Source organism: Alteromonas genovensis, from assembly GCF_010500895.1.
Lineage (GTDB): Bacteria > Pseudomonadota > Gammaproteobacteria > Enterobacterales > Alteromonadaceae > Alteromonas > Alteromonas genovensis.
Genome location: NZ_JAAAWO010000005.1, coordinates 119,560 through 142,905 on the forward strand (window position 1 = coordinate 119,560; position 23,346 = coordinate 142,905).

Below are 23,346 nucleotides of genomic sequence, written 5' to 3' on the forward strand. Positions count from 1 at the left end.
TTGCGCGCCGCATTTTGCACTGGTCTTACGCTCCAATCAGCAAAGGTTAAAATAATGACTACACAATCTGAATCAAAATATATTGTATGCGCGATGTACAAGTTCGTCGCGCTTGAAAACTTTAAGGCGATGCGCCAACCACTTACTGACGTCATGGAAAAAAATGGCATCAGAGGCACGCTTCTACTCGCTCATGAAGGGATAAACGGAACCGTTTCCGGTCCTAGAGAAGGTATCGATGCGTTAGTCAGTTACTTAAACAGTGACGAGCGGATAAACCCCATTTCCTGTAAAGAGTCTCTTCACGACGAGCAGCCTTTCTATCGCACTAAAGTGAAACTTAAAAAAGAAATTGTCACCATGGGTGTTGAAGGGATAGACCCACGACGAACCGTAGGTACCTACGTAAAGCCCAGCGAGTGGAATGATTTAATAAGCGACCCAGACGTTACCGTCATCGATACGCGCAATGGCTATGAAATAGAAATTGGTACGTTCAAAAACGCGATAGACCCAAAAACCGACACCTTCAGAGAGTTTCCTGAGTACGTAGCCAAGACCCTCGACCCAGCTAAAAACAAGAAAGTGGCCATGTTCTGCACAGGCGGAATACGCTGCGAAAAATCTACTGCCTATCTCAAAGAACAAGGCTTTGAAGACGTTTATCACCTGGAAGGCGGAATTCTTCAATATTTAGAAGATGTGCCAAAAGAGGAGTCTCTGTGGGAAGGTGACTGTTTCGTTTTTGATAATCGGGTTGCGGTAAACCACGATTTAGAAAAGAGTCACTACGAACAGTGTTATGCGTGTCGGCTGCCAATAACCGAAGAAGACAAAAAGAGTGATGTATACGAGCCAGGGGTAAGCTGCCCCCATTGCCATGGCACCCATACTGAAGATCAAATCTCCCGCTTCAGAGAGCGTGAAAAACAAGTGCAGCTAGCTAAAGCGAGACAGCAAGAGCACGTAGGAACGGACGCTAGGCTTACCATGGAACAGAAGCGCTTGGAGAAAGCTCAGGCGCAGCGTGAGCGGGCCTTAAAAGCAAATGAAAAAGCAAAATAAAAAGAGGCATAGACACTCGAAAGGAGAGACGATACACTCACTACATCGTTGTAAAGTTTTAAGGATTGAGAGTGAGTACTCAACTTTCAGATGCAAAAATTGAAGAGATAAGAAAAGACTTCAGTTTTTTTGACCGTGACGGAAACGGTCAGATAGATATAACAGAGTTTATTGAGCTTTTAACTATTATCTCGCCAAAAACAAAGGCGAGTCACGTTGAAGAAGGCTTTAAATTAATCGACGGTAATGACGACGGTTATATAGACTTTGAAGAGTTTTTAGAATGGTGGCAAGAGTGCTGGTGGGAATACTAATACGTTTGCAATAGCGACCAATTCAAACACGAACAAAAAAAGCGAGCATAAGCTCGCTTTTTTGTATTAGCACCCGTGAGTGTTTTATTGACTATTCTTCCTCAGAATCAGGCGCACTGGTATTACGGGGCTTACGTTTTACAGGAACCATTCCAATATCCGCACCTTCCATAGGGTCAACACGTCTTACAGGCTTTGCTCTAACAGGCTTAGCATCACGTCTTTTACCTGTTGTTGGTTTTCCTTTATTCTGCGTACTCTTCTTCTTAGTGAAACCTTCAAACTTCGCACTAAATTCATCATGAGGTTTACACTCAAGGGCGTATTGAAGATGAGTTTTAAGTGCTTCGAAACTGTTCCAGTCTCTTGGACCAACAAGAGAGAAAGCTTCGCCTTTTTGTCCTGCTCGGCCGGTACGCCCAATTCGGTGAATATATTCATCGGCATTTTTGGGAAGGTCGAAGTTAACTACTAAACCTACTTTTGATAGGTCTAGGCCACGAGAAGCTAAATCCGTTGTTACCAGAACACTTTGCTGGCCTCTAGAAAAACTGCTCATGATAGAAGCACGTTGATGTTGAGCTAAATCGCCTCTTAAGGCGATAGCCTCAAGGCTATCTTCGTTGAGTATTGCAGCAATCCTATCGGTATCTTCGCGGGTAGCGGTGAACACAATCGCTTGGTTGTACTCTCTTTTAGCGAGTTCAAACCGAAGAATTTCGTCTTTGTTACTCACATTATCGGCAAAAAAACAGGTTTGTTCAATATCGCCATGCTCGCCCGTAGAGCTACCCACAGCCACTCTTACCGCTGAATGAGTGAGCTGCGTTGTCATGTGCTTAAGCTCAATGTTATCGAGGGTGGCAGAAAACAACATGGTTTGACGCTTTCTGTGGTCGGCGTAGGTATTAATTAACTTAAGCTGAGCGGCAAAACCCAAATCAAGCATGCGGTCAGCTTCATCAAAAATGAGCAGTTCTAAGCCGTTCAAATACATACTCTTGCCAATCAAGTGGTCGGCTATACGTCCGGCTGTACCAACAATAATATGTGGATTGCGTCGCAAACCTTTTACTTGGTCGTTGAAGTTCTCGCCACCAACAATCAGTTCGCAGGACAAACTTAGGCCACTACACATTGACTTTGCTTCAATAAAAACTTGCTTTGCCAGTTCTCTGGTTGGCGCAAGTATAAGCGCACGAGGGTCTTGTCGACTCAGTGCTTTTTGCGACATAAGTCGATTAATTGCAGGCACCAAAAAGGCAAACGTCTTACCTGATCCTGTCTTTGAGGACGCGATAATGTCCTTACCCTGAATACCGGGTAGCATTGTCCGCTCCTGAATTTCCGTAAGGGTGGTGATGTTCTTACTTTCAAGTTTGGAGATAATTTTATGATGAACCGGTAAGTCAGTAACTAGCAAGGTAGAGCCTCTATATGAATATTCCCGCGCATTATCCCTCAAAGGTCACCGATTTGAAAGCAGGCGATTTCTAATCTTTGAAAACATGCTCTGTTAAACATGCTCTGTTAAACATGCTCTGTTAAACATGCTCTGTTAAACATGGCCTCTTAAACATGGCCTCTTAAACATGGCCTCTTAAACATGGCCTCTTAAACATGGCCTCTTAAACATGGCCCCTTAAACATGGTATTTAAAACCAAAAAAGCCAGAAAATACTGCTTTTGAAAAAAGAACGGGATTCTCTTGCTCTTTTACGCGTTGTATTTTCTGGCCTTGTTAAATGCAGGAAAAGTTAGAATACCATTTCTGCTACATCGTCTGGCACAATAAGCTTACCAAGGGTTTTCTCTTTAATCTCTTCTACAGATACACCAGGCGCTTTTTCCTGCAATTCAAAAGCACCGTCCTCTACGGATAAAACGGCGAGGTCAGTGATAATACGCGTTATACAGTTTACGCCTGTGAGGGGAAGCGTACACGCTGGTAGAAGTTTTGAGTTACCGTGTTTATCTGTGTGAGTCATAGTCACAATGATATTTTTAGCGCCTGCTACCAAATCCATTGCACCGCCCATACCCTTAACAAGCTTTCCAGGGATCATCCAAGACGCAATATTTCCAGACACATCAACTTCAAAGGCCCCAAGCACCGTAAAGTCCACATGGCCACCACGGATCATGGCAAAACTTTCTGCACTGTTAAATATTGATGCGCCAGTGGTCGCCGTCACGGTCTCTTTACCTGCATTAATCATGTCTGCGTCAACTTCGGCCTCGGTTGGGTAACGTCCCATTCCCAATAAGCCGTTTTCTGATTGAAGCATAACGCTGATGTCGGCAGGCACATAATTAGCTGCAAGGGTAGGAATGCCGATACCGAGGTTTACGTAGTCACCGTCTTTAAACTCTTGTGCAACTCGCATTGCAATTTGGTCTCTAGTTAAAGCCATTACACGTCCTCCTTTGCTACTACACGGCGCTCTATACGTTTTTCAAATTCGCCTTTAATAATGCGGTTAACGTAGATCCCCGGCGTATGAATTTCGCTAGGTGACAAGGTTCCAGGCTCTACGATCTCTTCTACTTCCACTACCGTAATTTTACCTGCTGTCGCTGCCATAGGGTTAAAGTTTTGCGCTGTGTGTCTAAATACACAGTTCCCAAACTTGTCGGCTTTCCACGCTTTCACAATGGCAAAATCGCCAGTAATAGCGTGTTCTAATATATAGGGGCGGCCATCAAATTCTTTCACTTCTTTGCCTTCGCCCACAGGGGTTCCATAGCCAGTAGCGGTATAGAACGCTGGAATACCCGCACCACCAGCGCGCATTTTCTCGGCCAGGGTACCTTGAGGCGTCAGCTCTACCTCGAGTTCACCGTTTAACAACTGTTTCTCAAATAATGCATTTTCGCCGACATAAGACGACACCATTTTAGAAATTTGCTTATCTTCTAGGAGTAAGCCTAATCCGAATCCATCGACGCCACAGTTGTTCGATACGACAGTAAGATCTTTTACGCCCATGGTTTTAATATGTGCAATCAAACCTTCAGGAATACCACAAAGTCCAAATCCTCCGGCTATCACCGTCATTGAGTCCGATAATCCCGAGAGTGCCTCTTCATATGTGTTAAATACTTTATTAAATCCAGCCATTTAATTCTCCACCAATGGATTGTTAACAAATAGTATCTGTTCTGTAGCAACTTATGTAAAATTGAATTTATCTTCTTATTAATAAAATAAAGTTATTAATTGCCATGAACATTTCCTATCGTCACCTGCGTGCATTCATCGAAGTTGCTCACTCTACAACGTTTGCAGAGGCGGCTGCCAAGCTTTTCCTCACTCAGCCTGCGCTGTCTTCTTCAATAAAGAAAATGGAAGCTGAATTAGGTGGAAGATTATTCAAGAGAAATACACGAAATGTTAGTTTAACCCCCGAGGGAGAGGCTCTGCTACCCAACGCACTTCGCTTAAGTAGAGACTGGGATAATACGTTTTCGGATATTCAGAATTTATTCGCAATGGCAAAAGGTCAGCTTACCATTGCCGCAATGCCGTCATTCGCAGAGTCACATTTACCGAGTCTGCTGCGCGAATTTCATCACAAAGCGCCCAATATTAACCTTCGCGTTGTAGACGTAGTGATGGAGCAAGTCGTTCAGGAAATAAGAAACGGACGTGCAGAAATTGGCTTTACCTTTGAACCTGAACATAAAGAAGGCTTAGAGTTTGAGAGCTTGTTCACTGATCATTTTGTGGTAGTAGCATCAGTAGAACAGGCTGCAAAATTCAATAATATGGCGAGCTGGCAGCAGTGCCTGAATTTTCCTCTGGTGATGATGAATCGTGGTTCAGCGGTAAGAAAGTGGACTGAAGCAGAGTTGTTACTGCATGGCGAACCCAATATTGTGGCAGAAACCGGGCAGTTGGCTACGTTGGGAAAACTGATCAAAAGCGGTTTGGGAATTTCTATTATGCCATCAATTTGTCAACAGCAGATGGAAGCGTTGGGTCTTATGGCGCTTCCTTTTTCAGACGCGTCTTCTGGTACACTTCCCTGTGATAAAGAACCCTCTGACAAAGCACCCTCTGACCAAGCACCATTATGTAAACGAGTGGGATTATTGAGAAACGAGCGACGAGGGCTATCTGTATCAGCGCAAACTCTGTGGCAGCTAACCACAGAGCGCTATACTAGTAAAAAAGATGTTTGCTGAATAGGCCGTGATTAAGCTAAGCATACGGCAGTACTAAATGTACGAAAAGCGTTACCATTTTTTCTTAGGTGCAAAGAGTTCGTCAAGCTCGTCCCGTTCTTCCTCTTGCTTTCTCGCACGGTCTTTTTCGTTAACGCTTTTGAGGTCAGACTGAATTTCGTTTAGCCATGCGTTAAGCGTGGCAAGTTTTGAAGAAACGTATTCATCATGGTTGGTCTGATTCTCTAATGCGATTTTTGCTTTTTCGAAATATTGACGGGCAGAGCCTAGCATATTTGAAGATTGAGCGGTTCGCCCTCGTTTAATTAGAGTCTCCACATTCACCTTAACTTGCAGTCTTTCTAACTGTTTGTCTTCTTCAGAAAAAAGCTTTGAACTCACTTGGCCTTTGCTGTGTTCAGAGCGCAACAAAACACGAAGCTTTTTAACCGCTTGAATATATTGAATGATGGTTTTGTCATTGTCCGGCAGTACAAAATCGACATTATCACTGCCGTCGGTTTGAAGTGACGCATCGGCAGCTTGTTTGCTACTTTCAATGCGTTGCTTTACATCGCGGGTTGGGGCAATACCGTCAATCGCTTTAAGCGCGTTTGCCATGCGATTATGCAAAATACCGATAATTCGTGAGGAAACTGGCATGTTGGTGCAAGCCGAAAGCACATTTTCCGTTTCATCGACAATGGTTTTTTGCTTTGCTAATTCGGCTCTGCGCTCAGCTTCCTGTTTTTGTCTATGTTGCTGAATGGCGTTTATAAATATCGCGGCAATGAGCAATACAACAATTAGAATAATTATTATCACGTACATGCGTGTGGTTCCATCAGTTCATTATCTTCGAAACATCATTTTTAAATACACTATTTAAGAAACGCTATCTTAAAAACACTGTCTCATAAAAAATAGGGGCTCAGTTGCCATATTGCTTCGTGCTTTTCATATCGTTCAATACGTTAGTCTTAGTCGCTAATACTACGGTATTTTTACTTCAAATACACTTCCGCCGAGACTTCCGCCGTTTGACAGCGAAATAATACCGGCTTTGTCATTGTGCGAATGAGCGTCTGCTATCAATTTAGCAAAAAATAAACCCAGTCCAGTTCGGCCCTGACTCAGTTCAAAGTTACTCAAGGTTGAATGACTTTTAGAGAGCATTTCTTCTGGGTAGCCATTCCCGTCGTCTTCAATTTTTATCGACAGATAATCATCGGCAATGCTTGCCTGTATGGCGATGCGAGATGTGCCGTAGCGCAATGCATTGACAATGACATCGTTTATTAAGAGATAAATAAGTTCGCTGTCTAAATACCAACTCACATCTTCATCAACATTCACACTGAGTTCGATGTTTTTTTGTTCTATATAAAATGCATTTGACCCTACAACATCGGCAATCAAATCGGCAACAAAGCACTCATCAGCACTGATGGGAATACTTTCTAATTCCGAACGATACAATGAAAGTATTTGAACCAAATTCGTGTTTAGTCGTGAAGCTTCGTAATGCACGTTTGCGACTTGCTCTCTGGCACCGCTATTTTCTTTTGGCAACGCATCTCTTAGCCCTTCAATTGACTGAATAAGTAAAAACAAGGAGTTTTTCATATCGTGCACTGCAGCGGCTAACACCGAAGAAAAGTCGATTTTGGTGGAAATTTGTTTATTCGATGTCATTGTGTCTCAGTCAATAAGGCGGCGACAACCTATTCATAATGTAGAATAAAACAAAGCAAAATGAACCCATGTTTCTGAATTTTATTCATTTTAATCACTATTTGAACTGTATTATGGCTATTTAGTAATATCAACCTTTAAAAATTTGTAGTTTTGGTTATAAGTATAGGAGTATAGTGTATATAAAGAGCAATGAATCGGTATAACCAATGAAACTACAGCAACTTCGATACATAGTAGAAGTCGTTAACAACAACCTTAACGTATCTGCAACGGCAGAGAGTTTGTACACCTCTCAGCCCGGCATAAGCAAGCAGGTTCGTATGTTGGAAGATGAGCTTGGCGTTCAAATTTTTGGTCGCAGTGGAAAGCATCTTACTCACGTAACGGATGCAGGCGGTGATGTTATCAATATTGCTCGGGAAATACTGGCCAAAGTAGAAAGCATAAAAGCGGTTGCTAGAGAACACACATTGCCCGACCAAGGTAAACTCAACATAGCCACAACCCACACTCAAGCGCGCTATGCATTACCTGATGTTATTCAAGGTTTCATGTCAAAATACCCAAAGGTGTCACTGCACATGCACCAAGGTACGCCTTCACAAATAAGTGATTTAGCGGCAAAAGGAGAAGCGGATTTTGCAATAGCAACTGAAGCACTTCATCTGTACAACGACCTCGTTATGCTGCCTTGCTATCACTGGAATAGAAGCGTCATCGTAAACAAAGACCATCCGCTGTCGAAAAAGGGCTCAATCGACATCAGTGATATTGCGAAATATCCGCTTGTGACTTACGTTTTCGGGTTTACTGGGCGTTCTGAACTAGATCAAGCCTTTGAACGGGCAGGTCTTACCCCTAAAATCGTATTCACCGCCACTGATGCAGATGTGATTAAAACCTACGTGCGCCTTGGTGTTGGTATTGGCGTAATTGCTTCCATGGCGGTAAATGAAGAGTTAGATTCTGACCTGGTTAAAATTGATGCCAGTCATTTATTCGATTATAGCACCACGAAAATCGGCTTTAGAAAAGGCTCATTCCTGCGCAGTTACATGTACGACTTTATTGAGCGCTTTGCTCCCCATTTAACAAAAGATAAGGTCGAAAAAGCCATGATGCTAAAAAATAATGATGAAGTTGAGAAGATGTTTAAGGGCGTTACGCTGCCCGTAAAATAAAATCTCAACAAAAAAAGCGATGCCTGTTACCGAATTGAGGCATACAAACAAGAAAGGGGCCTGCTGGCCCCTTTTGCTTAAATAAAGCGTTTATGCAGCGCTAACACTCAATAATGTTAACGGCTAAGCCACCGCGAGCGGTTTCTTTATACTTCGTTTTCATATCGTTTCCAGTATCGCGCATGGTTTTAATCACCTTGTCTAACGATACCTTGTGCTCGCCGGTACCACGAAGAGCGAGCCTCGAGGCGTTAATCGCTTTTATCGCACCCATCGCATTACGCTCAATGCAAGGCACTTGTACTAAACCGCCAACGGGATCGCAGGTAAGTCCTAAGTTGTGCTCCATGCCAATTTCCGCTGCGTTTTCTACCGATGAAGCCGTTCCGCCCATAATTTCTGCAAGTGCGCCTGCTGCCATTGAACACGCCACGCCAACTTCACCCTGACAGCCGACTTCGGCGCCAGAGATAGATGCGTTTTCTTTATAAAGTATGCCAATTGCGCCAGCGGTAAGTAGAAATCGACTGGCTACTTCTTCATCCACAGGTCGGATAAATTTATCAACGTATTGTAAAACCGCTGGAATGATGCCTGCGGCGCCATTGGTCGGTGCAGTGACTACACGGCCTCCCGCAGCATTTTCTTCGTTAACGGCCAGCGCAAATAAATTCACCCAGTCCATGGTTTGCATAGGATCGGTGGTGTGTTCGGTTTGAAGTCGACGGTATAGTCCCGGGGCCCGGCGCACCACTTTTAACCCACCAGGTAAAATGCCTTCGCTTTCTATCCCGCGCTGGATACACGCTTTCATGACAAGCCAAATGTTATACAAAGTTTGCTTTACTTCATGTTTAGGCCTGAATGTCGACTCATTGTTGAGCATTAACGAACTGATGCTCAAACCATTGTTCTTACACAGTAGTAACAGCTCTTCCGCGGTTTTGAAGGGTAGGGGAACTTCAGCCTGAAGCGACGCTGCGTGTGCTTTCGTTTCATCAAAGTCTTCGTCTTTGATAATAAAACCACCACCAATGCTGTAATAGGTTTGCTGAGCGACCACCGTCGCGCCATTCATGGCGAAAAACGTTAATGCATTAGCGTGTTTAGGCAACGTCTTTCTTCGATGAAAGACAATGGCGTTCTTGTTAGGGAACGCGATTTCTTTTTCACCGTTTAAATACAGTGTTTCTGTTAAGCGCACATGCTCAAGCATGGCGTCAATTTTATCAACGTCGACAAATTCAGGGGTGTGACCTAAAAGACCGAGGATAACGGCTTTACCCGTTCCATGGCCTATACCTGTTTGGCCCAATGAACCAAAAAGCTCAATCTTTATTGTGTCTACGCTCGATAAAAGCGATTCTGATTTCGCGCCTTCGGATTTTGCTAAAAAAGCAGCAAATTCAGCACCTGCTTTCATTGGGCCAACAGTATGTGAGCTCGAAGGGCCAATACCCACGCTAAACATGTCAAATACACTTATCATAAACTTCGAAATGTTATTTAGTAATGACAACGATCATGCATTCAGCAAACATTAACTACAATACAGAATTGCTAATAATGTGATTAGTTTTGCTAATAGACTGTAAAGATAAATTGATAGGCTTGACGGCTAGTACGCGGCCAAAGTGCCAAACCTATGTATTCGAAAACTCAAATGCATTGAATTTTCAGTTGCTTACGGATGAATATGGTGTGAAAGATTACGCAGGATGGCTGCGGTAGCACCCCAAATCATACGCTCTTGCCATGGTATGAAATAAATGGGAAATGACCGTTTATTAAGATGGGTTTTATGAATTAAATGATTCTTTCGGTTTAAAACGTGTGCTAACGGTACTTCAAAAGCACTTTCAACTTCATTGGGATCAAGCTTGAGTTCAAAGCTTGGATTTACAAAGCCTACTACGGGCGCAATTTCATAACCACTGACGGTGCGATATCGTGTAAGTACACCAACTATATCCACATGGCTTGGCGGCAATCCAATTTCCTCATCGGCTTCTCGCATTGCAGCATCAAAAAGGGTGTTATCGGATTCTTCTACTGCACCGCCAGGAAAACTAATTTGCCCTGGGTGATGGCGTAAATGATGTGCTCGCTCTGTGAGGAGCACATTAAGTGATGTACCGTAGTCTATCAGAGGAATAAGAACCGCCGCGGGCCGCCCCGTTTTAGTAAGAGGAAAGTCAGGCTCTAAATGCGGCAATCGCAAATGGTGAAACTGATTCAAAAACTCGGCTTTTGTCATTCATTACCTTCGTTAAAAGCAGCTAAAACAGGGATTATTTTCGATACTTTATCTAATGTTTCTTGGTATTCCTCTGGCGCCTGTGAGTCCAAAACAATACCACCGCCAGCCCAGCAGTGCAGCTTATTATTTTCTGCTAATACCGTGCGTATACAGATACTTGAGTCCATATCCTCACGATACCCCATGTAAAATACGCTACCACAATAAATGTTGCGCCTATGGGGCTCTAATTCGTCAATAATTTCCATCGCCCTAATTTTAGGAGCGCCTGTTATTGAGCCCCCAGGGAATGCTGATGCCAAAAGGTCTAGTGGTGTTGATTCGCTCGCTAACTTTCCTGTAACTGTGCTTACGAGGTGGTGCACCGCCTCATAGCTTTCAAGCGCAAATAAGGCAGGAACGTTAACTGTTCCAGGAGTACAGTGTTTTGAAATGTCATTGCGAAGCAAATCTACAATCATCAAATTTTCAGAGCGATCTTTTTCTGCATTAAGTAACGAGTTTGCACTCTCTTCATCGCGCTGTTTATCCGTAAAGCGGGGGCGGGTGCCCTTAATAGGCTTGGTTTCTACAATGCCATTCTTTACGCTCAGAAAGCGTTCAGGCGAAATGCTCGCTATCGTCCCTTCGGGTAAATGAAAATACGCTGAAAACGGTGCTTGATTGGTATCGCGTAATCGACAGTATGCTGTCCAAAAGTCGCCACTAAATTGCGCTGTGAAACGCTGCGCCATGTTCACTTGATAACAGTCACCCGCAGTAAGGTACTCGTGGATTTTTGCAAGTCGCTGACAATATTCCTCTTTAGTGAGGTTCGACGCAAAAGGCGTGGTTAGGGTGAAATCATTGTGACTTTTAAGCTTATCAGGATTTCTATATTCGCCATGTTCACTGGAAATCTGATTGACTGAGTTTGATTCTACTGACTCTGACGGATGCGTTCCTGAAAAATCAGTCTGGGAAAAGGCGGGCTGGAAAAAATCAGGCTGCGTAGAGCCGTTTGCCGAGCAATAATAGAAAATTCCCGTTTCTGTATCTTCAATAATAGACTGCAAATATAAGCCTGCAGCAAAGTCAGGCGTATCGTAGTCATCTATCGCGTTAGAAGGTAGGCTTTCGTAGAACCTGCCTGCATCATAGCCTGCCATTCCAGCAACCCCTATAAGAAAAGGCAAATGAGCAAATTGGCTGTCAATCGTATCGGCAAGGTGTGCAACCTGCTTGTGAAGATACTTTTCAGTTGCTTCGAAGGGGGCCTCTATCACTTTACACGAGGTATTACTGATGGCATCAATGAGTTCGGTTTGTCCTTTTGCCGCCCTAATCATCAAAGACGGGTTCCACGCCATGATGTTAAAACGGCCATCACTTTGCTTTGAGCCCGCAGTGTCGAGCAAAATAGACCATTCACAGTGAGCCACCTGACTAAACAGGTTTAAAAATGTGGTTGAAGCAGCCGTGTTATCTACACTCAAAAACGGCGCAATGTGTTGCTGTGTGAACGGGATAACGGAAACCTTGGTGATATCTGGATTAAAAGACATAAATATTAATTGCGCTTTGTTCTTCTATACTAGGCATAGTCGCTACACTCAAATGGGCATATACATTGTATATATTGTAATTGATGCGTAAATTACGCTGCCAACAACCATAAAAATCGCAAGGCACACGCTTTTGCGTGGTGCGATGATAATAGATGCGCTAGTATACGCTTTTTTAGCTAGCTAAGACCACGAAAGCCAAATAAAAAGAGGATGTCATGACCGTTATCCGTCAACAAGACTTCATTGATAGTATTGAAGATTCCCTGCAGTTCATCTCTTACTACCATCCACTAGACTATGTAAAAGCAGTCGAGGAAGCCTATAACAAAGAGCAAAGCCAAGCGGCCAAAGACGCCATGGCTCAGATTCTTATTAACTCTCGAATGTCAGCAGAAGGCAAACGTCCTTTGTGTCAAGACACCGGGATAGTCACCTGTTTTGTAAAAGTAGGAATGGGCGTGTCGTGGGATAAAACTGACATGACAGTTCAAGAAATGGTAGATGAGGGGACGCGTCGTGCTTATCTAAACCCAGATAACCCGCTTAGAGCCTCTATTGTATCTGATCCAGCAGGTGCAAGACAGAATACAAAAGACAACACACCAGCAGTTGTACACATAGATATGGTGCCAGGCGAAAAAATTGAAGTCATGATCGCTGCTAAAGGTGGTGGCTCTGAAAATAAATCAAAAATGGTAATGCTTAACCCTAGCGATGACATTGCTGATTGGGTGGTAAAAACATTGCCAACTATGGGTGCAGGTTGGTGTCCGCCAGGTATGCTGGGCATTGGTATCGGCGGTACTGCTGAAAAAGCAGCGGTATTGGCTAAAGAGAGTTTGATGGACCCGGTAGATATTCAAGAACTTATTGAGCGCGGCCCGCAAAATACCGATGAAAAGTTACGTTTAGAAATATTTGAGCGAGTAAACAAGCTAGGCATTGGCGCTCAAGGACTAGGCGGTCTAACTACCGTTGTTGATGTTAAAATTAAATCATTGCCAACTCACGCAGCATCTAAGCCAGTAGCGATGATCCCTAATTGCGCGGCCACACGCCACGCTCATTTTTACCTAGATGGTTCGGGTGCTGCAGATTTCACTCCTCCACGTTTAGAAGACTGGCCAGAAGTGACCTGGGAGGTTGGTGAAAATACTCGCCGCGTTAACTTAAACGATGTAACTAAAGAAGACATTCAGGACTGGAAAGTGGGCGAGACCGTTTTACTTTCTGGAAAAATGTTAACCGGGCGAGATGCTGCACATAAGCGGATTCAAACCATGATGGATAACGGTGAAGGATTACCAGAAGGCGTTGACCTTACTAATCGATTCATCTACTACGTTGGGCCGGTTGATGCGGTTGGCGATGAAGTGGTTGGCCCAGCAGGCCCAACAACCGCAACACGTATGGATAAGTTCACCGATATGATGCTTGAAAAAACAGGCCTTATCGGCATGATTGGTAAAGCTGAACGCGGTCCTGCTACAGTAGACTCAATCGCTAAACACAAAGCCGTATATTTGATGGCGGTTGGCGGTGCAGCGTACTTAGTGTCTAAAGCCATCAAGAAGTCTCGAGTTGTAGCTTTTGAAGAGCTTGGTATGGAAGCTATTTACGAGTTCGACGTTGAGGATATGCCGGTAACGGTAGCGGTTGATAGCACAGGTGCTAATGCCCACAAAACTGGGCCTGCTATTTGGAAAGCAAAAATCGAAGATTTAGATTCGTCACTGAGTAAATAAACGTTATTTTAGACCATGCTCAACACGCATGATGAGTGTTGGGTAGTCATTAGAAAAAAACAGGTGCCAATGGCGCCTGTTTTTGTTTATAGTGCTGTACAAAATAACAGTACAAAAGCGCACTATGTTTATTCAATACTTATCGTCACACTCCCTTGTATTATTCATCATTGCTGTCATCACCTTACTTCTTTTTGTCGGCTCTGTTGCTCTCTCTTTACATTTACATGCTCAACTACGCAATAAAGAAAAGAGTTTTGACGAGCTATCCAGTGAACTGACATCTCTACAACAACATTTTGCAGTGGTTAGCGCGAAATCTGAACGAGTAGAACAGCTCGAAAATACCAACCAATCCCTCATGCATTCGCTACATGAAGAGCGTATTACGCTAGCCAGAGTGAAAGCGCAAAACGAGGCTCAGCAAGGGCGAATAGATGCGCTTCATGAAAACCACGAAGAAAAATTAGCTAATATGGCCGCATCTGAACAACGCCTTCAAACTCAATTTGAAAACCTAGCTAATAGAATCTTTGAAGAAAAGCAGCAGCGCTACACAACGCAAACCAAACAAAATATTGAGGCAGTGCTCGCGCCGTTTAAGAACGAACTTGAAGGGTTCAAGCGTCAAATATCAGAGCAGCACATAAGAGAAGGGCAAGAGCGAGCGTCTCTTAAAACAGAGATACTAAGCCTTAAAGAACTTAATCAAAAAATAACAGAAGAAGCGTCTGCGCTCACGACCGCGCTTAAAGGCGATAATAAGAAGCAAGGGAATTGGGGAGAAGTGGTTTTAGAGCGCATCTTAAAAGAATCGGGCCTAAGAGAAGGGCATGAATTTGAGACCCAAGTATCAGCCAAATCTGATAGCGGCAGACGTTTACAACCGGATGTTGTCGTCCATTTACCTAACGATAAAGATGTCATCATAGATTCAAAAGTCAGTCTTGCTGCCTATGAGCGTTTTTACAACTGTGAAGACGAATCACAAAAAGCGCTGTATTTAAGTCAGCATGTGACTTCTATCAAAGGACACATTAAGGGGTTAGGGGCAAAAGACTATCAAAACCTCAAAGGTTTAAAATCCCTTGATTATGTGTTGCTATTTATTCCCATTGAGCCCGCATTTCTTCTGGCAGTAGAGGAAGAACCAGAACTAGTTACCCTGGCGCTCAATCACAACATTATGTTGGTAAGCCCAACTAATTTACTTGTCGCCCTGCGTACAATTAACAATATTTGGCAGTACGAATATCAAAATCAAAACGCGCAAAAAATAGCAGAGCAGGCCGGTAAGCTTTACGACAAATTTGTAGGCTTTATTAACGATATGGAAAAAGTTGGTAAGTCGTTAGACAGTGCACAAGGTAGTTTTGAGCAAGCTATGAACAAGTTGACCCGAGGTAGAGGAAATATTGTACGCCAAATAGAAAACTTTAGAGAGTTAGGGGTACAGCCTAGTAAGCGATTAGATGACGCTTTACATGGCCCAACAAATGAAGAGTAGTTCCCACAAACTATATACTCTAAAAGGCGATTCGCCACGAAACTGGTATCTCGAAGGTGTTTGTACAAAACTCCAATAGCTAGTTAACCTGAATGTCTTAAATGGCTCGGGAGCTCAAAAGCGAATAAATCAGACGCGTTTATCGATGATCGTAATAGATTATCGAATCAAAGATAATAGTAATGCTAATAAAAAAGCCTTTACCCGAAACGAATTCGGGCAAAGGCCTTTGTTGTAATGAGAAGTGACTAGTTAGACTCAAACATGTTTTCAGCAACTTCTATTTTACTTTCTAAAACACCCTCGAAGCTCTTCAGACTTTGAAATGCATTCAGTAAATCAGCCCCTTCAGGAACAGAGAATACAGCTATATTAGTTCCAGGAAATACAGATACAATCTGTAACCCTGAAGCCTCAGCTATTTCGCTGGCACTCACTTCGTCTTTCAATAGCAATATAATATTGCCCGTGACCATTGTAAAATCGCCAGTGAGCAAGTTCTTAACGACATTTCCTTTGCCTATCACTTCGTTGGGTTGAACAGTGACAAAAGACATTGAACCATTACGAGCAATAACCTCATCTGCTTTCACTATTGACGTCGGAACGCTAGTAAGACTTCGCTCGAATTTGTATGGACCAAAGTCAGGCTTTTCCACCTGAGACCATTCATTGCCTAAGCTACTTTTCATATCGACTATAGAAGCTTGTTTTTCAGCTTGAGCACAACAAGAAATAGTAAAAGCCGTCATACAAAAAATAAGTTTATTTAGTTTCATTTTCCTTCCCTCTTATTGTTCAGCGCGGCCAAACGCTCTTACTGAAACACCTTCTAGAACACTGTCTGTAGTGTTGTTCGCCAGACCAGTAACACCAAAGAAATTATTTCCTCCATCACTGAAGTTAAATGTCGTGTCCCCTGTATCTAAAAGTCTAATGGTCCATGTACCTTGTGCACTCTCGCCATAGAAAGCATTCGATAGAAACACCGAATCATTCAAAATATAACCTGGAGCAAAAGCAAAGTCAGGCGTCAATGCCGGTAAAAATAAAGACTGCTTGGACGACAGAAGAACACTGCGTGTGCCAGATGGTGATGTGACCTCTATCGCAAGATCAGTACCTGCAGATGTTTGTACAGCACGTGTACCAAGTTCGTCAGTTGTCACAAACCCAAATCCCATCTCTGCGTTAAAAACGTCAAATGAAAACTGCATTGCCTCAATCACGATGTCATCAGCAAATTCAACCTCAACCGTTAGACCCTGTGCATTGTTGTCAGGAATTGCGCTGCTGAGTGCTACCTCATCAACGCCAATTGCCGACCCCAAACCATTCCAATCGCTAATAATCTCTTCGCCGAGGGACTCATTGTAAGATTTTGCCATCGAAACTGCTTTACCCGCATCTACACGGCCAAAACCATACAAATTATTAAAGTTGTATCCAGCAGCATTCTCTACCCAACCATCATGTGCTACAAAAGATTGCTCCTCGCCCATCTCCAGCACTACTTCAGGATTATCAGCATCATTTACTGTACTAGTCGATGCTAGTATGTGACGAACATCTCGCCAAGTAAGGGATGGATTAGCAGAAAGAATAAGAGAAATTACACCGGATGCGTTAGGTGCTGCCGATGAAGTTCCATTAAACGTCGAAGTATAATTGCAACTTTCGTTATCCGGATGTCCTGGGTAATTAAAGGGAAATTGGCTTTGTGCGAATTCTTCACTCACAATACTTGCAAAACTACTAATTCCAGAACCATTAAAGCCCGAATACCCGTTAACGCAAGTTGCTTGGTCGGTTGTCACCATAGCTGGCGACCATCGCCCATATTCACCTGATGGAGCGGAAACAAGCGTATTAGCTCCAGCTGTGGAGTAACTAGTATGCTTACCATCAGCATTGACCGCAGCAACACTAAAGTAATAAGGATGTCCCTGCGTAGAATCGAAGTTACCATTCAAGCACGTAAGCCCTAGGGCTTCGGCACCATTATCAGAACAAAGGCTACCATCAAATTGCCCGGGACCTGTAAAGTCATTTCCATTTGATTTAACGTTGATGGCTCCTTTTCCACCCCGTAGTACGCGATTTGGGTATGACTCGATTGCCTCATTAAGAAATGAATATCCGATAAAAGTTGGAAGAGAACGCCCATAACTGCGATTAAACGCAGAGATTTCCTCACCCATGCCTATACCGCTTCCAGGGAAGCCGTGAACTAATAACTCTGCCTGTGGAATAAGTGGAGATGGCTGGCCTATATAGTCCATACCCACAAGTCCAGTATCCGGAGAAACGCCTCGGCCACCTTTTCCATTCCAGCCCTTAGCAGCTATAAGCCCAGCTACGCTTGTGCCGTGGTCACCGCTATTATTTAGTGAAGTCGGATCAGTGCGGTCAATAACTCCTTCGGTCTCTAGGGCAAGAGATTTGTTAGGTACAATGTTAGGGGAAAGATCTTCGTGACGAAGTTCTAAGCCCGAATCAACTACGACCGCAGTAACTCCGGCTCCGGTTACTCCTTGCGCGTACGCTCCCACAACATTGATGTCTTCACCAGCTACCAATGTCGCTTCACCTGCTGCGCTTCGCGCATCAACATTAGCTTGCGCTTGTTCTTCAGTAAAACCAAGCGAGATTAAGTAATTGAACCAACCTTGTTTCAGTTCATCACTCAAAGCATAGGCTTTTTGCCCAGTATTACGAAGATGCCACTGTTGAATAGCAAGTGGATCGTTTACAACATTTTGTACTCTAATCGTTGCTGACGTTGATTTACCACCGGAATATACGACATATTCAAATGATGCTGGCTGTCCCGAAAATGAAGTGTAAGTAAACTCTTCGTCTTCAATTGTAACTTGGCCATGACTTAGCACGTACACGCCTTCTACGGGCTCAATTGCAACCCCGTTCTCAGCAATGCTGTAACTTATTGAAGGACTATCAACGTCGCTTCCTAATAATTCCCCTTTAATAGGGAGCCACTGAAATGCGGTTGATATTTCAATATTCTCGGCACTTGGTGGTGTATCAACAACTTCGGTAGTTGAGCTTCCATTGCCATTGCTTCCTCCACAACCAGAAAGAGCCAGCAGTATAACGGCATTGATTGCCGATAGTTTAAAATGTTTTTTGTTCATTTATTATTCCTACTTCAATGATAGGTCCCTGAAAAAATCATTATTATTTATTCTTAAGTCTCGGCAGATTGCTATTAAAATTTTCTACAACACCACTGATACTTCTTGCAATTATTACCACATCAATTTGATGTTGAAAAGCGCGTTCTATTCTGCATTGCTCATCAATGTTTTGGCTTCTTTGGTTGAAAAGTTCTATTACAGCTGTTGATTAACGAAGAATAGCCGCGCTTTGAAATGATGAGAATTAAAGCTAATCACAGACCGAGCAGTGCCTCGGCTTCAAGTGGCACACCGGGATTACGTTTAAATTTAAACCATGGTTTTTTTATAAGGTATTCATAATACGAAGTGATAAATATGGAATTCATCATCTTGTAACCAAATATGTATGAAATTTAATTGATGACTTTTAATACTCAATGAAAGGTATCTAACAGCGCCTATAAGTGACTCTGTTTACATGTAGTTTACGTTATTGAAACAAATATCCTAATTTACTTGGCTTCTTTGGGCTAACAAGTTCGCAGTGCAAACAAATTCATTTCTAATGAGGAATACACTTCCTCATTGTTTCTACTACCATCTTTTACAACGATAGATATTGCTATTAGCCCTCAAATATAAGAGGAAAAATTGTGAAAGATAGAAATCATCTCGCAGATGTAAAAACCGTATCCAACGTACAAATAATAAAAAATGGTGTGGTCGACATCCCAATGCTTCAGATCTTATCTGCTGAAGGAAGTGTCATTGATGGCGCAGTGGAACCCGCACTGACAAAAGAAGAATCACTGAAAATTTATGACACCATGGAATACATTCGTGTCTTAGACGAGAGAATGGTGGGTGCGCAGCGCCAGGGTCGTATTAGTTTTTATCTTGCCAGTACAGGCGAGGAGGCTGCATCGGTAGCAAGCGCGGCAGCGCTGTCGCCAGACGATATGATCATGTCGCAGTACAGAGAGCAGGGTGCATTAGCCTATCGTGGTTACAAAACAAATCAGTTCATGAACCAAATGTTCAGCAATAAAGACGACCCAAACAAAGGCCGTCAAATGCCCATTCACTATGGTGACAAAGCGCTGAACTTCATGACTATCTCATCACCCCTTGGTACTCAGATTCCACAAGCATCGGGTTATGCTTACGGCCAAAAGATGTCTGGAAAAGACGTTGTTACCATCTGCTATTTTGGTGAAGGTGCTGCATCTGAGGGTGATTTTCACGCCGGTTTGAATATGGCTGCTGTATTAAACTGCCCGGTTATATTTTTCTGTCGTAATAATGGATATGCCATATCGACGCCAGCTGAAGAGCAATTTGCAGGTGACGGAATAGCCTCTCGTGGTCTTGGTTATGGTATTAAGACTATTCGCGTTGATGGTAACGACCCGCTTGCAGTTTACGCTGCAACGAAAGAAGCCAGGGCCCTTGCTATTGCAGAGAAGTGTCCCGTGCTCATTGAAGCTATGACATATCGCCTTGCTGCACACTCTACGTCTGACGACCCAACGGGTTATCGCTCAAGAGACGAAGAGAATAAATGGCGCGCCAAAGACCCAATTACCCGAATGGCCAATTGGCTTGAAGGAAAGGGGTGGTTTGATGAGAAAGAAAATGACAAGCGCGTGGAAAAAGCCAGACAAGACGTGCTTGCAGCCATGAAGGCGTGTGAAAAAACAGATGTATGTGATATCGACGACATCATCGAAGATGTATACGACACCCCACCTTGGCATCTGAAAGAACAGTTAGCCTCATTAAAGGCACACATAAAGAAATATCCTCAGAGATTCCCTAAAACAGCGGGGAGAGTGAAGTAATGGCTAAAATGAATTTATTACAAGCAATCAATAACGCCCTCATTACTGCCATGACCGAAGATGAAAAAGTAATGGTGTTTGGTGAAGATGTTGGCCACTTTGGCGGTGTTTTTCGCGCAACAAGCCACTTACAAGAAAAGTTCGGTAAAGGTAGATGTTTCAACACGCCATTAACCGAGCAAGGGATTATTGGATTTGCGAATGGATTAGCGTCACAGGGCTCAGTACCAGTAGCCGAAATTCAATTCGGCGATTATATTTTTCCCGCATTCGATCAAATTGTAAATGAAACCGCGAAGTGGCGATACCGCTCAGGTAGCCAGTTTGATGTTGGTTCGTTGACCATTCGCACTCCCTACGGTGGCGGCATTGCAGGCGGCCTGTACCATAGTCAATCTCCGGAAGCGTTTTTTGCCCACTGCCCAGGTCTTAAAATTGTGGTGCCGAGAGACCCTTACCATGCAAAAGGGTTATTGCTTGCCTCGATAAGAGATAAAAACCCGGTTCTGTTTATGGAGCCTAAGCGTCTTTACAGAGCGTCTGTGGCCGATGTTCCTGAAGAAGACTATGAACTACCTCTTGGTAAAGCCGATATTGTGCAAGAAGGTAACGACATAACGTTGCTTGGATGGGGTGCTCAAATAGAGATTTTGCAAAAAGCGGCAGATATGGCACTACAAGATGGTGTGTCATGTGAAATTGTAGACTTAAGAAGCATATTGCCTTGGGATGTAGAAACGGTAATGCAGTCGGTGATGAAAACGGGACGTTTACTGATTAACCACGAAGCACCACTTACGGGCGGTTTTGCCAGTGAAATTGCAGCAAGTATTCAAGAGCGTTGTTTTTTATATCTTGAAGCGCCCATTGCTCGGGTGTGTGGCTTAGATACACCGTATCCACTGGCTCATGAAAAAGAATATATGCCAGACGAAACTAAAACGTATGAAGCTATCAAGCGTACACTTCACTATTAATGACGGGAGAAGTAGTAATGACAATTGAATTTATTTTACCCGACATTGGTGAAGGCATCGTTGAATGTGAATTGTTGGAGTGGTTGGTTAGCGAAGGCGAACACATTGAAGAAGACCAGCCTGTAGCAGAAGTGATGACGGATAAGGCAACAGTACAAATTCCTGCTATGCATGCTGGCGTAGTAGAAAAGTTGCATTATGCTGTTGGCGAAATAGCAAAAGTACACGAGCCGCTATTCTCTATGAAGCCAGACGCTTCTGATGTAAAAGCAGCTGAGACAGATATGGCTGAAACAGATACGGCAGAACCAGACGCAGCTCGGACTAACAATAGCAATTCAATAACTTCAGATGTGTCATCTAATTCATCGACTATCGAAGACTTTATCCTTCCCGATATTGGTGAGGGGATTGTTGAATGTGAAATTGTTAAATGGAATGTGCAAGAAGGCGACAGCATAGAAGAAGATCAGGCCGTTGTTGAGGTGATGACCGATAAAGCTGTAGTGGAAATTCCTGCCAAAAATGCGGGTATCGTTCACAAGCTTTATTATGCACAGGGCGAAATTGCTGAAGTACACAGCCCACTTTTCGCGCTTTCTGTTGAGGGCGCTGAAGGACAAGAGCAAGCACCAGCCGACGCCAAAGCATCAGACTCTAACAGTGCAGCTAGCGCCAAACCGTCGCCTTCGAATGCGAATGCACAAACTAGCAGTAAAGCAGTCGAACGGGAAAACGATACCAAGTGGAAAGACGGCGACTTTGAGCCACCTATTTCTATTCCAGGCAAAGTGCTAGCAAGTCCTGCAGTGCGTCGTATCGCAAGAGAGAAAGATATTGATTTGCTCAACGTATCGGGTTCAGGGAAAAAGGGGCGTATTTTAAAATCTGACGTTCTTGAGTCTACATCAGCTTCTACGTCTGCTTCTGAGTCAAGCCAATCGGTGTCTGGTGAAGGTGCTACGTCTACAGCAGCACCAGCGAAAGAGTCTTCAACGAGCGCAGTTCAAAATAATGTTACAGGCTCAACTCGAGTGGAAAAAGTGCGCGGTATCCAATCAGCAATGGCGAAACAAATGGCGGCCTCTGTTTATACCATCCCACACTTTACGGTAAGTGATGAAGTGGTAATGGATAACCTCATTGCGCTTCGCAAAAATCTCAAGCCCGAGTTTGAGAAAAAAGAGGTTAAACTTAGCTTCATGCCGTTTTTCGTCAAGGCCATGTCGCTTGCGCTTACCGAGTTTCCAGTCATCAACAGTCAGCTCAATGATGAAGGTACTGAGCTTACCTATTTCGATGACCACAATATTGGATTCGCGGTGGATTCCAAAATAGGGCTGTTAGTGCCAAATATCAAAGGGGTTCAGCATCTGTCGCTACTCGATATTGCTGTGCAAATGCAGGATATTATTGACCAAGCAAGAGCAGGGCGAGTATCCGGTGAGCACCTTAAAGGAGGTACCATCAGTATCTCAAATATCGGTGCGATTGGTGGGATCACTGCAACTCCTGTGATTAACAAACCGGAAGCAGCCATTGTTGCCTTGGGCAAAACGCAAAAATTGCCACGATTTGATGCCGACGATAACGTGATTGCTCAGCATATTATGGCGGTTAATTGGTCAGGGGATCATCGCATAATTGATGGCGCAACCATGGTTCGTTTCAATAACCTATGGATGAGCTACCTTACTTCTCCTGAAAAAATGCTCATGCATTTGAAATAAGCATCGTTTGAAATAGCTGTCGTTATAAAGAGCTGCGACAGCGTGACTAATTGAGCGCTCAGAAAGTAGCGCCTTTTAAGGGCTAATTGGTACGTCAATTGGCCCTTTTTTATTGCTCTTTTTTTCTAGGCCCCACTGGCTTAGGAATGTACTCGGTTAACACGAGAGGTTATT

General features: G+C 43.5%; 19 protein-coding genes. 9 read left to right on the forward strand and 10 right to left on the reverse strand.

What is annotated here, in order from left to right; genetic code table 11:
* The first annotated feature begins 54 nt into the window (after positions 1–54).
* Both trhO and GTQ48_RS08540 read left to right on the forward strand, forming a co-directional pair.
* The gene (gene trhO, locus GTQ48_RS08535; RefSeq protein ID WP_163106302.1) at positions 55–1,065 is read left to right on the forward strand and encodes an oxygen-dependent tRNA uridine(34) hydroxylase TrhO; all 1,011 of its coding nucleotides are present in this window, start codon (positions 55–57) and stop codon (positions 1,063–1,065) included.
* A 71-nt stretch (positions 1,066–1,136) separates the two neighbouring features.
* Positions 1,137–1,379, forward strand: a complete 243-nt coding sequence (locus GTQ48_RS08540; RefSeq protein WP_163106303.1) for an EF-hand domain-containing protein — start codon at positions 1,137–1,139, stop codon at positions 1,377–1,379.
* Positions 1,380–1,470: 91 nt separating this feature from the next.
* Here GTQ48_RS08540 and GTQ48_RS08545 read toward each other — a convergent pair whose 3' ends face one another.
* The 3 genes from GTQ48_RS08545 to GTQ48_RS08555 form a co-directional block, all read right to left on the reverse strand.
* The gene (locus GTQ48_RS08545) at positions 1,471–2,802 is read right to left on the reverse strand and encodes a DEAD/DEAH box helicase (RefSeq protein ID WP_163106304.1); all 1,332 of its coding nucleotides are present in this window, start codon (positions 2,800–2,802) and stop codon (positions 1,471–1,473) included.
* A 334-nt stretch (positions 2,803–3,136) separates the two neighbouring features.
* A complete protein-coding gene (locus GTQ48_RS08550) occupies positions 3,137–3,793 on the reverse strand; it encodes a CoA transferase subunit B (protein ID WP_163106305.1) in 657 nt (218 codons plus the stop codon).
* The gene (locus GTQ48_RS08555) at positions 3,793–4,500 is read right to left on the reverse strand and encodes a CoA transferase subunit A (RefSeq protein ID WP_163106306.1); all 708 of its coding nucleotides are present in this window, start codon (positions 4,498–4,500) and stop codon (positions 3,793–3,795) included. Before GTQ48_RS08555 ends, GTQ48_RS08550 begins: the two co-directional genes overlap by 1 nt.
* Before the next feature lie 104 nt (positions 4,501–4,604).
* Here GTQ48_RS08555 and GTQ48_RS08560 point away from each other — a divergent pair, with 104 nt between their 5' ends.
* Positions 4,605–5,567: a LysR family transcriptional regulator gene (locus GTQ48_RS08560; RefSeq protein ID WP_163106307.1), complete on the forward strand. Its 963-nt coding sequence runs from the start codon at positions 4,605–4,607 to the stop codon at positions 5,565–5,567.
* A gap of 51 nt (positions 5,568–5,618) precedes the next feature.
* On the opposite strand, the gene GTQ48_RS08565 is transcribed toward GTQ48_RS08560, so the two are convergent.
* Entirely contained in the window at positions 5,619–6,377 is a 759-nt protein-coding gene (locus tag GTQ48_RS08565) for a hypothetical protein (RefSeq protein ID WP_163106308.1), read from the reverse strand.
* A 162-nt stretch (positions 6,378–6,539) separates the two neighbouring features.
* Positions 6,540–7,241 (reverse strand): sensor histidine kinase, encoded by a 702-nt coding sequence (locus tag GTQ48_RS08570; RefSeq protein ID WP_163106309.1) that lies wholly within the window; start codon positions 7,239–7,241, stop codon positions 6,540–6,542.
* A 209-nt stretch (positions 7,242–7,450) separates the two neighbouring features.
* On the opposite strand from GTQ48_RS08570, the gene cysB reads away from it, so the two are divergent.
* Complete coding sequence (cysB, locus tag GTQ48_RS08575; RefSeq protein WP_163106310.1) at positions 7,451–8,425, forward strand: HTH-type transcriptional regulator CysB; 975 nt, start codon at positions 7,451–7,453, stop codon at positions 8,423–8,425.
* A gap of 100 nt (positions 8,426–8,525) precedes the next feature.
* Here cysB and GTQ48_RS08580 read toward each other — a convergent pair whose 3' ends face one another.
* The 3 genes from GTQ48_RS08580 to pabB form a co-directional block, all read right to left on the reverse strand.
* Complete coding sequence (locus GTQ48_RS08580; RefSeq protein ID WP_163106311.1) at positions 8,526–9,914, reverse strand: L-serine ammonia-lyase; 1,389 nt, start codon at positions 9,912–9,914, stop codon at positions 8,526–8,528.
* Positions 9,915–10,109: 195 nt separating this feature from the next.
* On the reverse strand, positions 10,110–10,682 hold the full coding sequence (locus tag GTQ48_RS08585; protein ID WP_163106312.1) for a CoA pyrophosphatase: 573 nt from the start codon (positions 10,680–10,682) through the stop codon (positions 10,110–10,112).
* A complete protein-coding gene (gene pabB / locus GTQ48_RS08590) occupies positions 10,679–12,229 on the reverse strand; it encodes an aminodeoxychorismate synthase component I (protein WP_163106313.1) in 1,551 nt (516 codons plus the stop codon). Before pabB ends, GTQ48_RS08585 begins: the two co-directional genes overlap by 4 nt.
* Before the next feature lie 218 nt (positions 12,230–12,447).
* Between pabB and GTQ48_RS08595 the strand changes: the two genes are divergently transcribed.
* Positions 12,448–13,977, forward strand: a complete 1,530-nt coding sequence (locus GTQ48_RS08595) for a fumarate hydratase (protein WP_163106314.1) — start codon at positions 12,448–12,450, stop codon at positions 13,975–13,977.
* Positions 13,978–14,101: 124 nt separating this feature from the next.
* Positions 14,102–15,484 carry a DNA recombination protein RmuC gene (gene rmuC, locus GTQ48_RS08600; protein ID WP_239060050.1) on the forward strand — a complete coding sequence of 461 codons (1,383 nt, stop codon included), beginning with the start codon at positions 14,102–14,104 and terminating at the stop codon, positions 15,482–15,484.
* Between the two features lie 248 nt (positions 15,485–15,732).
* Here the strand turns inward: rmuC and GTQ48_RS08605 are convergent, their stop codons facing one another.
* Together GTQ48_RS08605 and GTQ48_RS08610 are read right to left on the reverse strand one after the other, a co-directional pair.
* On the reverse strand, positions 15,733–16,263 hold the full coding sequence (locus GTQ48_RS08605; protein WP_163106315.1) for a S8 family serine peptidase: 531 nt from the start codon (positions 16,261–16,263) through the stop codon (positions 15,733–15,735).
* A 12-nt stretch (positions 16,264–16,275) separates the two neighbouring features.
* A complete protein-coding gene (locus GTQ48_RS08610) occupies positions 16,276–18,639 on the reverse strand; it encodes a S8 family serine peptidase (protein WP_163106316.1) in 2,364 nt (787 codons plus the stop codon).
* Between the two features lie 638 nt (positions 18,640–19,277).
* Between GTQ48_RS08610 and GTQ48_RS08615 the strand changes: the two genes are divergently transcribed.
* The 3 genes from GTQ48_RS08615 to GTQ48_RS08625 are packed head-to-tail and all read left to right on the forward strand — an operon-like array spanning position 19,278 to position 23,172.
* Entirely contained in the window at positions 19,278–20,465 is a 1,188-nt protein-coding gene (locus GTQ48_RS08615; protein WP_163106317.1) for a thiamine pyrophosphate-dependent enzyme, read from the forward strand.
* On the forward strand, positions 20,465–21,442 hold the full coding sequence (locus tag GTQ48_RS08620; protein ID WP_163106318.1) for an alpha-ketoacid dehydrogenase subunit beta: 978 nt from the start codon (positions 20,465–20,467) through the stop codon (positions 21,440–21,442). Before GTQ48_RS08615 ends, GTQ48_RS08620 begins: the two co-directional genes overlap by 1 nt.
* A 17-nt stretch (positions 21,443–21,459) precedes the next feature.
* Complete coding sequence (locus tag GTQ48_RS08625; protein WP_163106319.1) at positions 21,460–23,172, forward strand: dihydrolipoyllysine-residue acetyltransferase; 1,713 nt, start codon at positions 21,460–21,462, stop codon at positions 23,170–23,172.
* Positions 23,173–23,346: the final 174 nt, after the last annotated feature.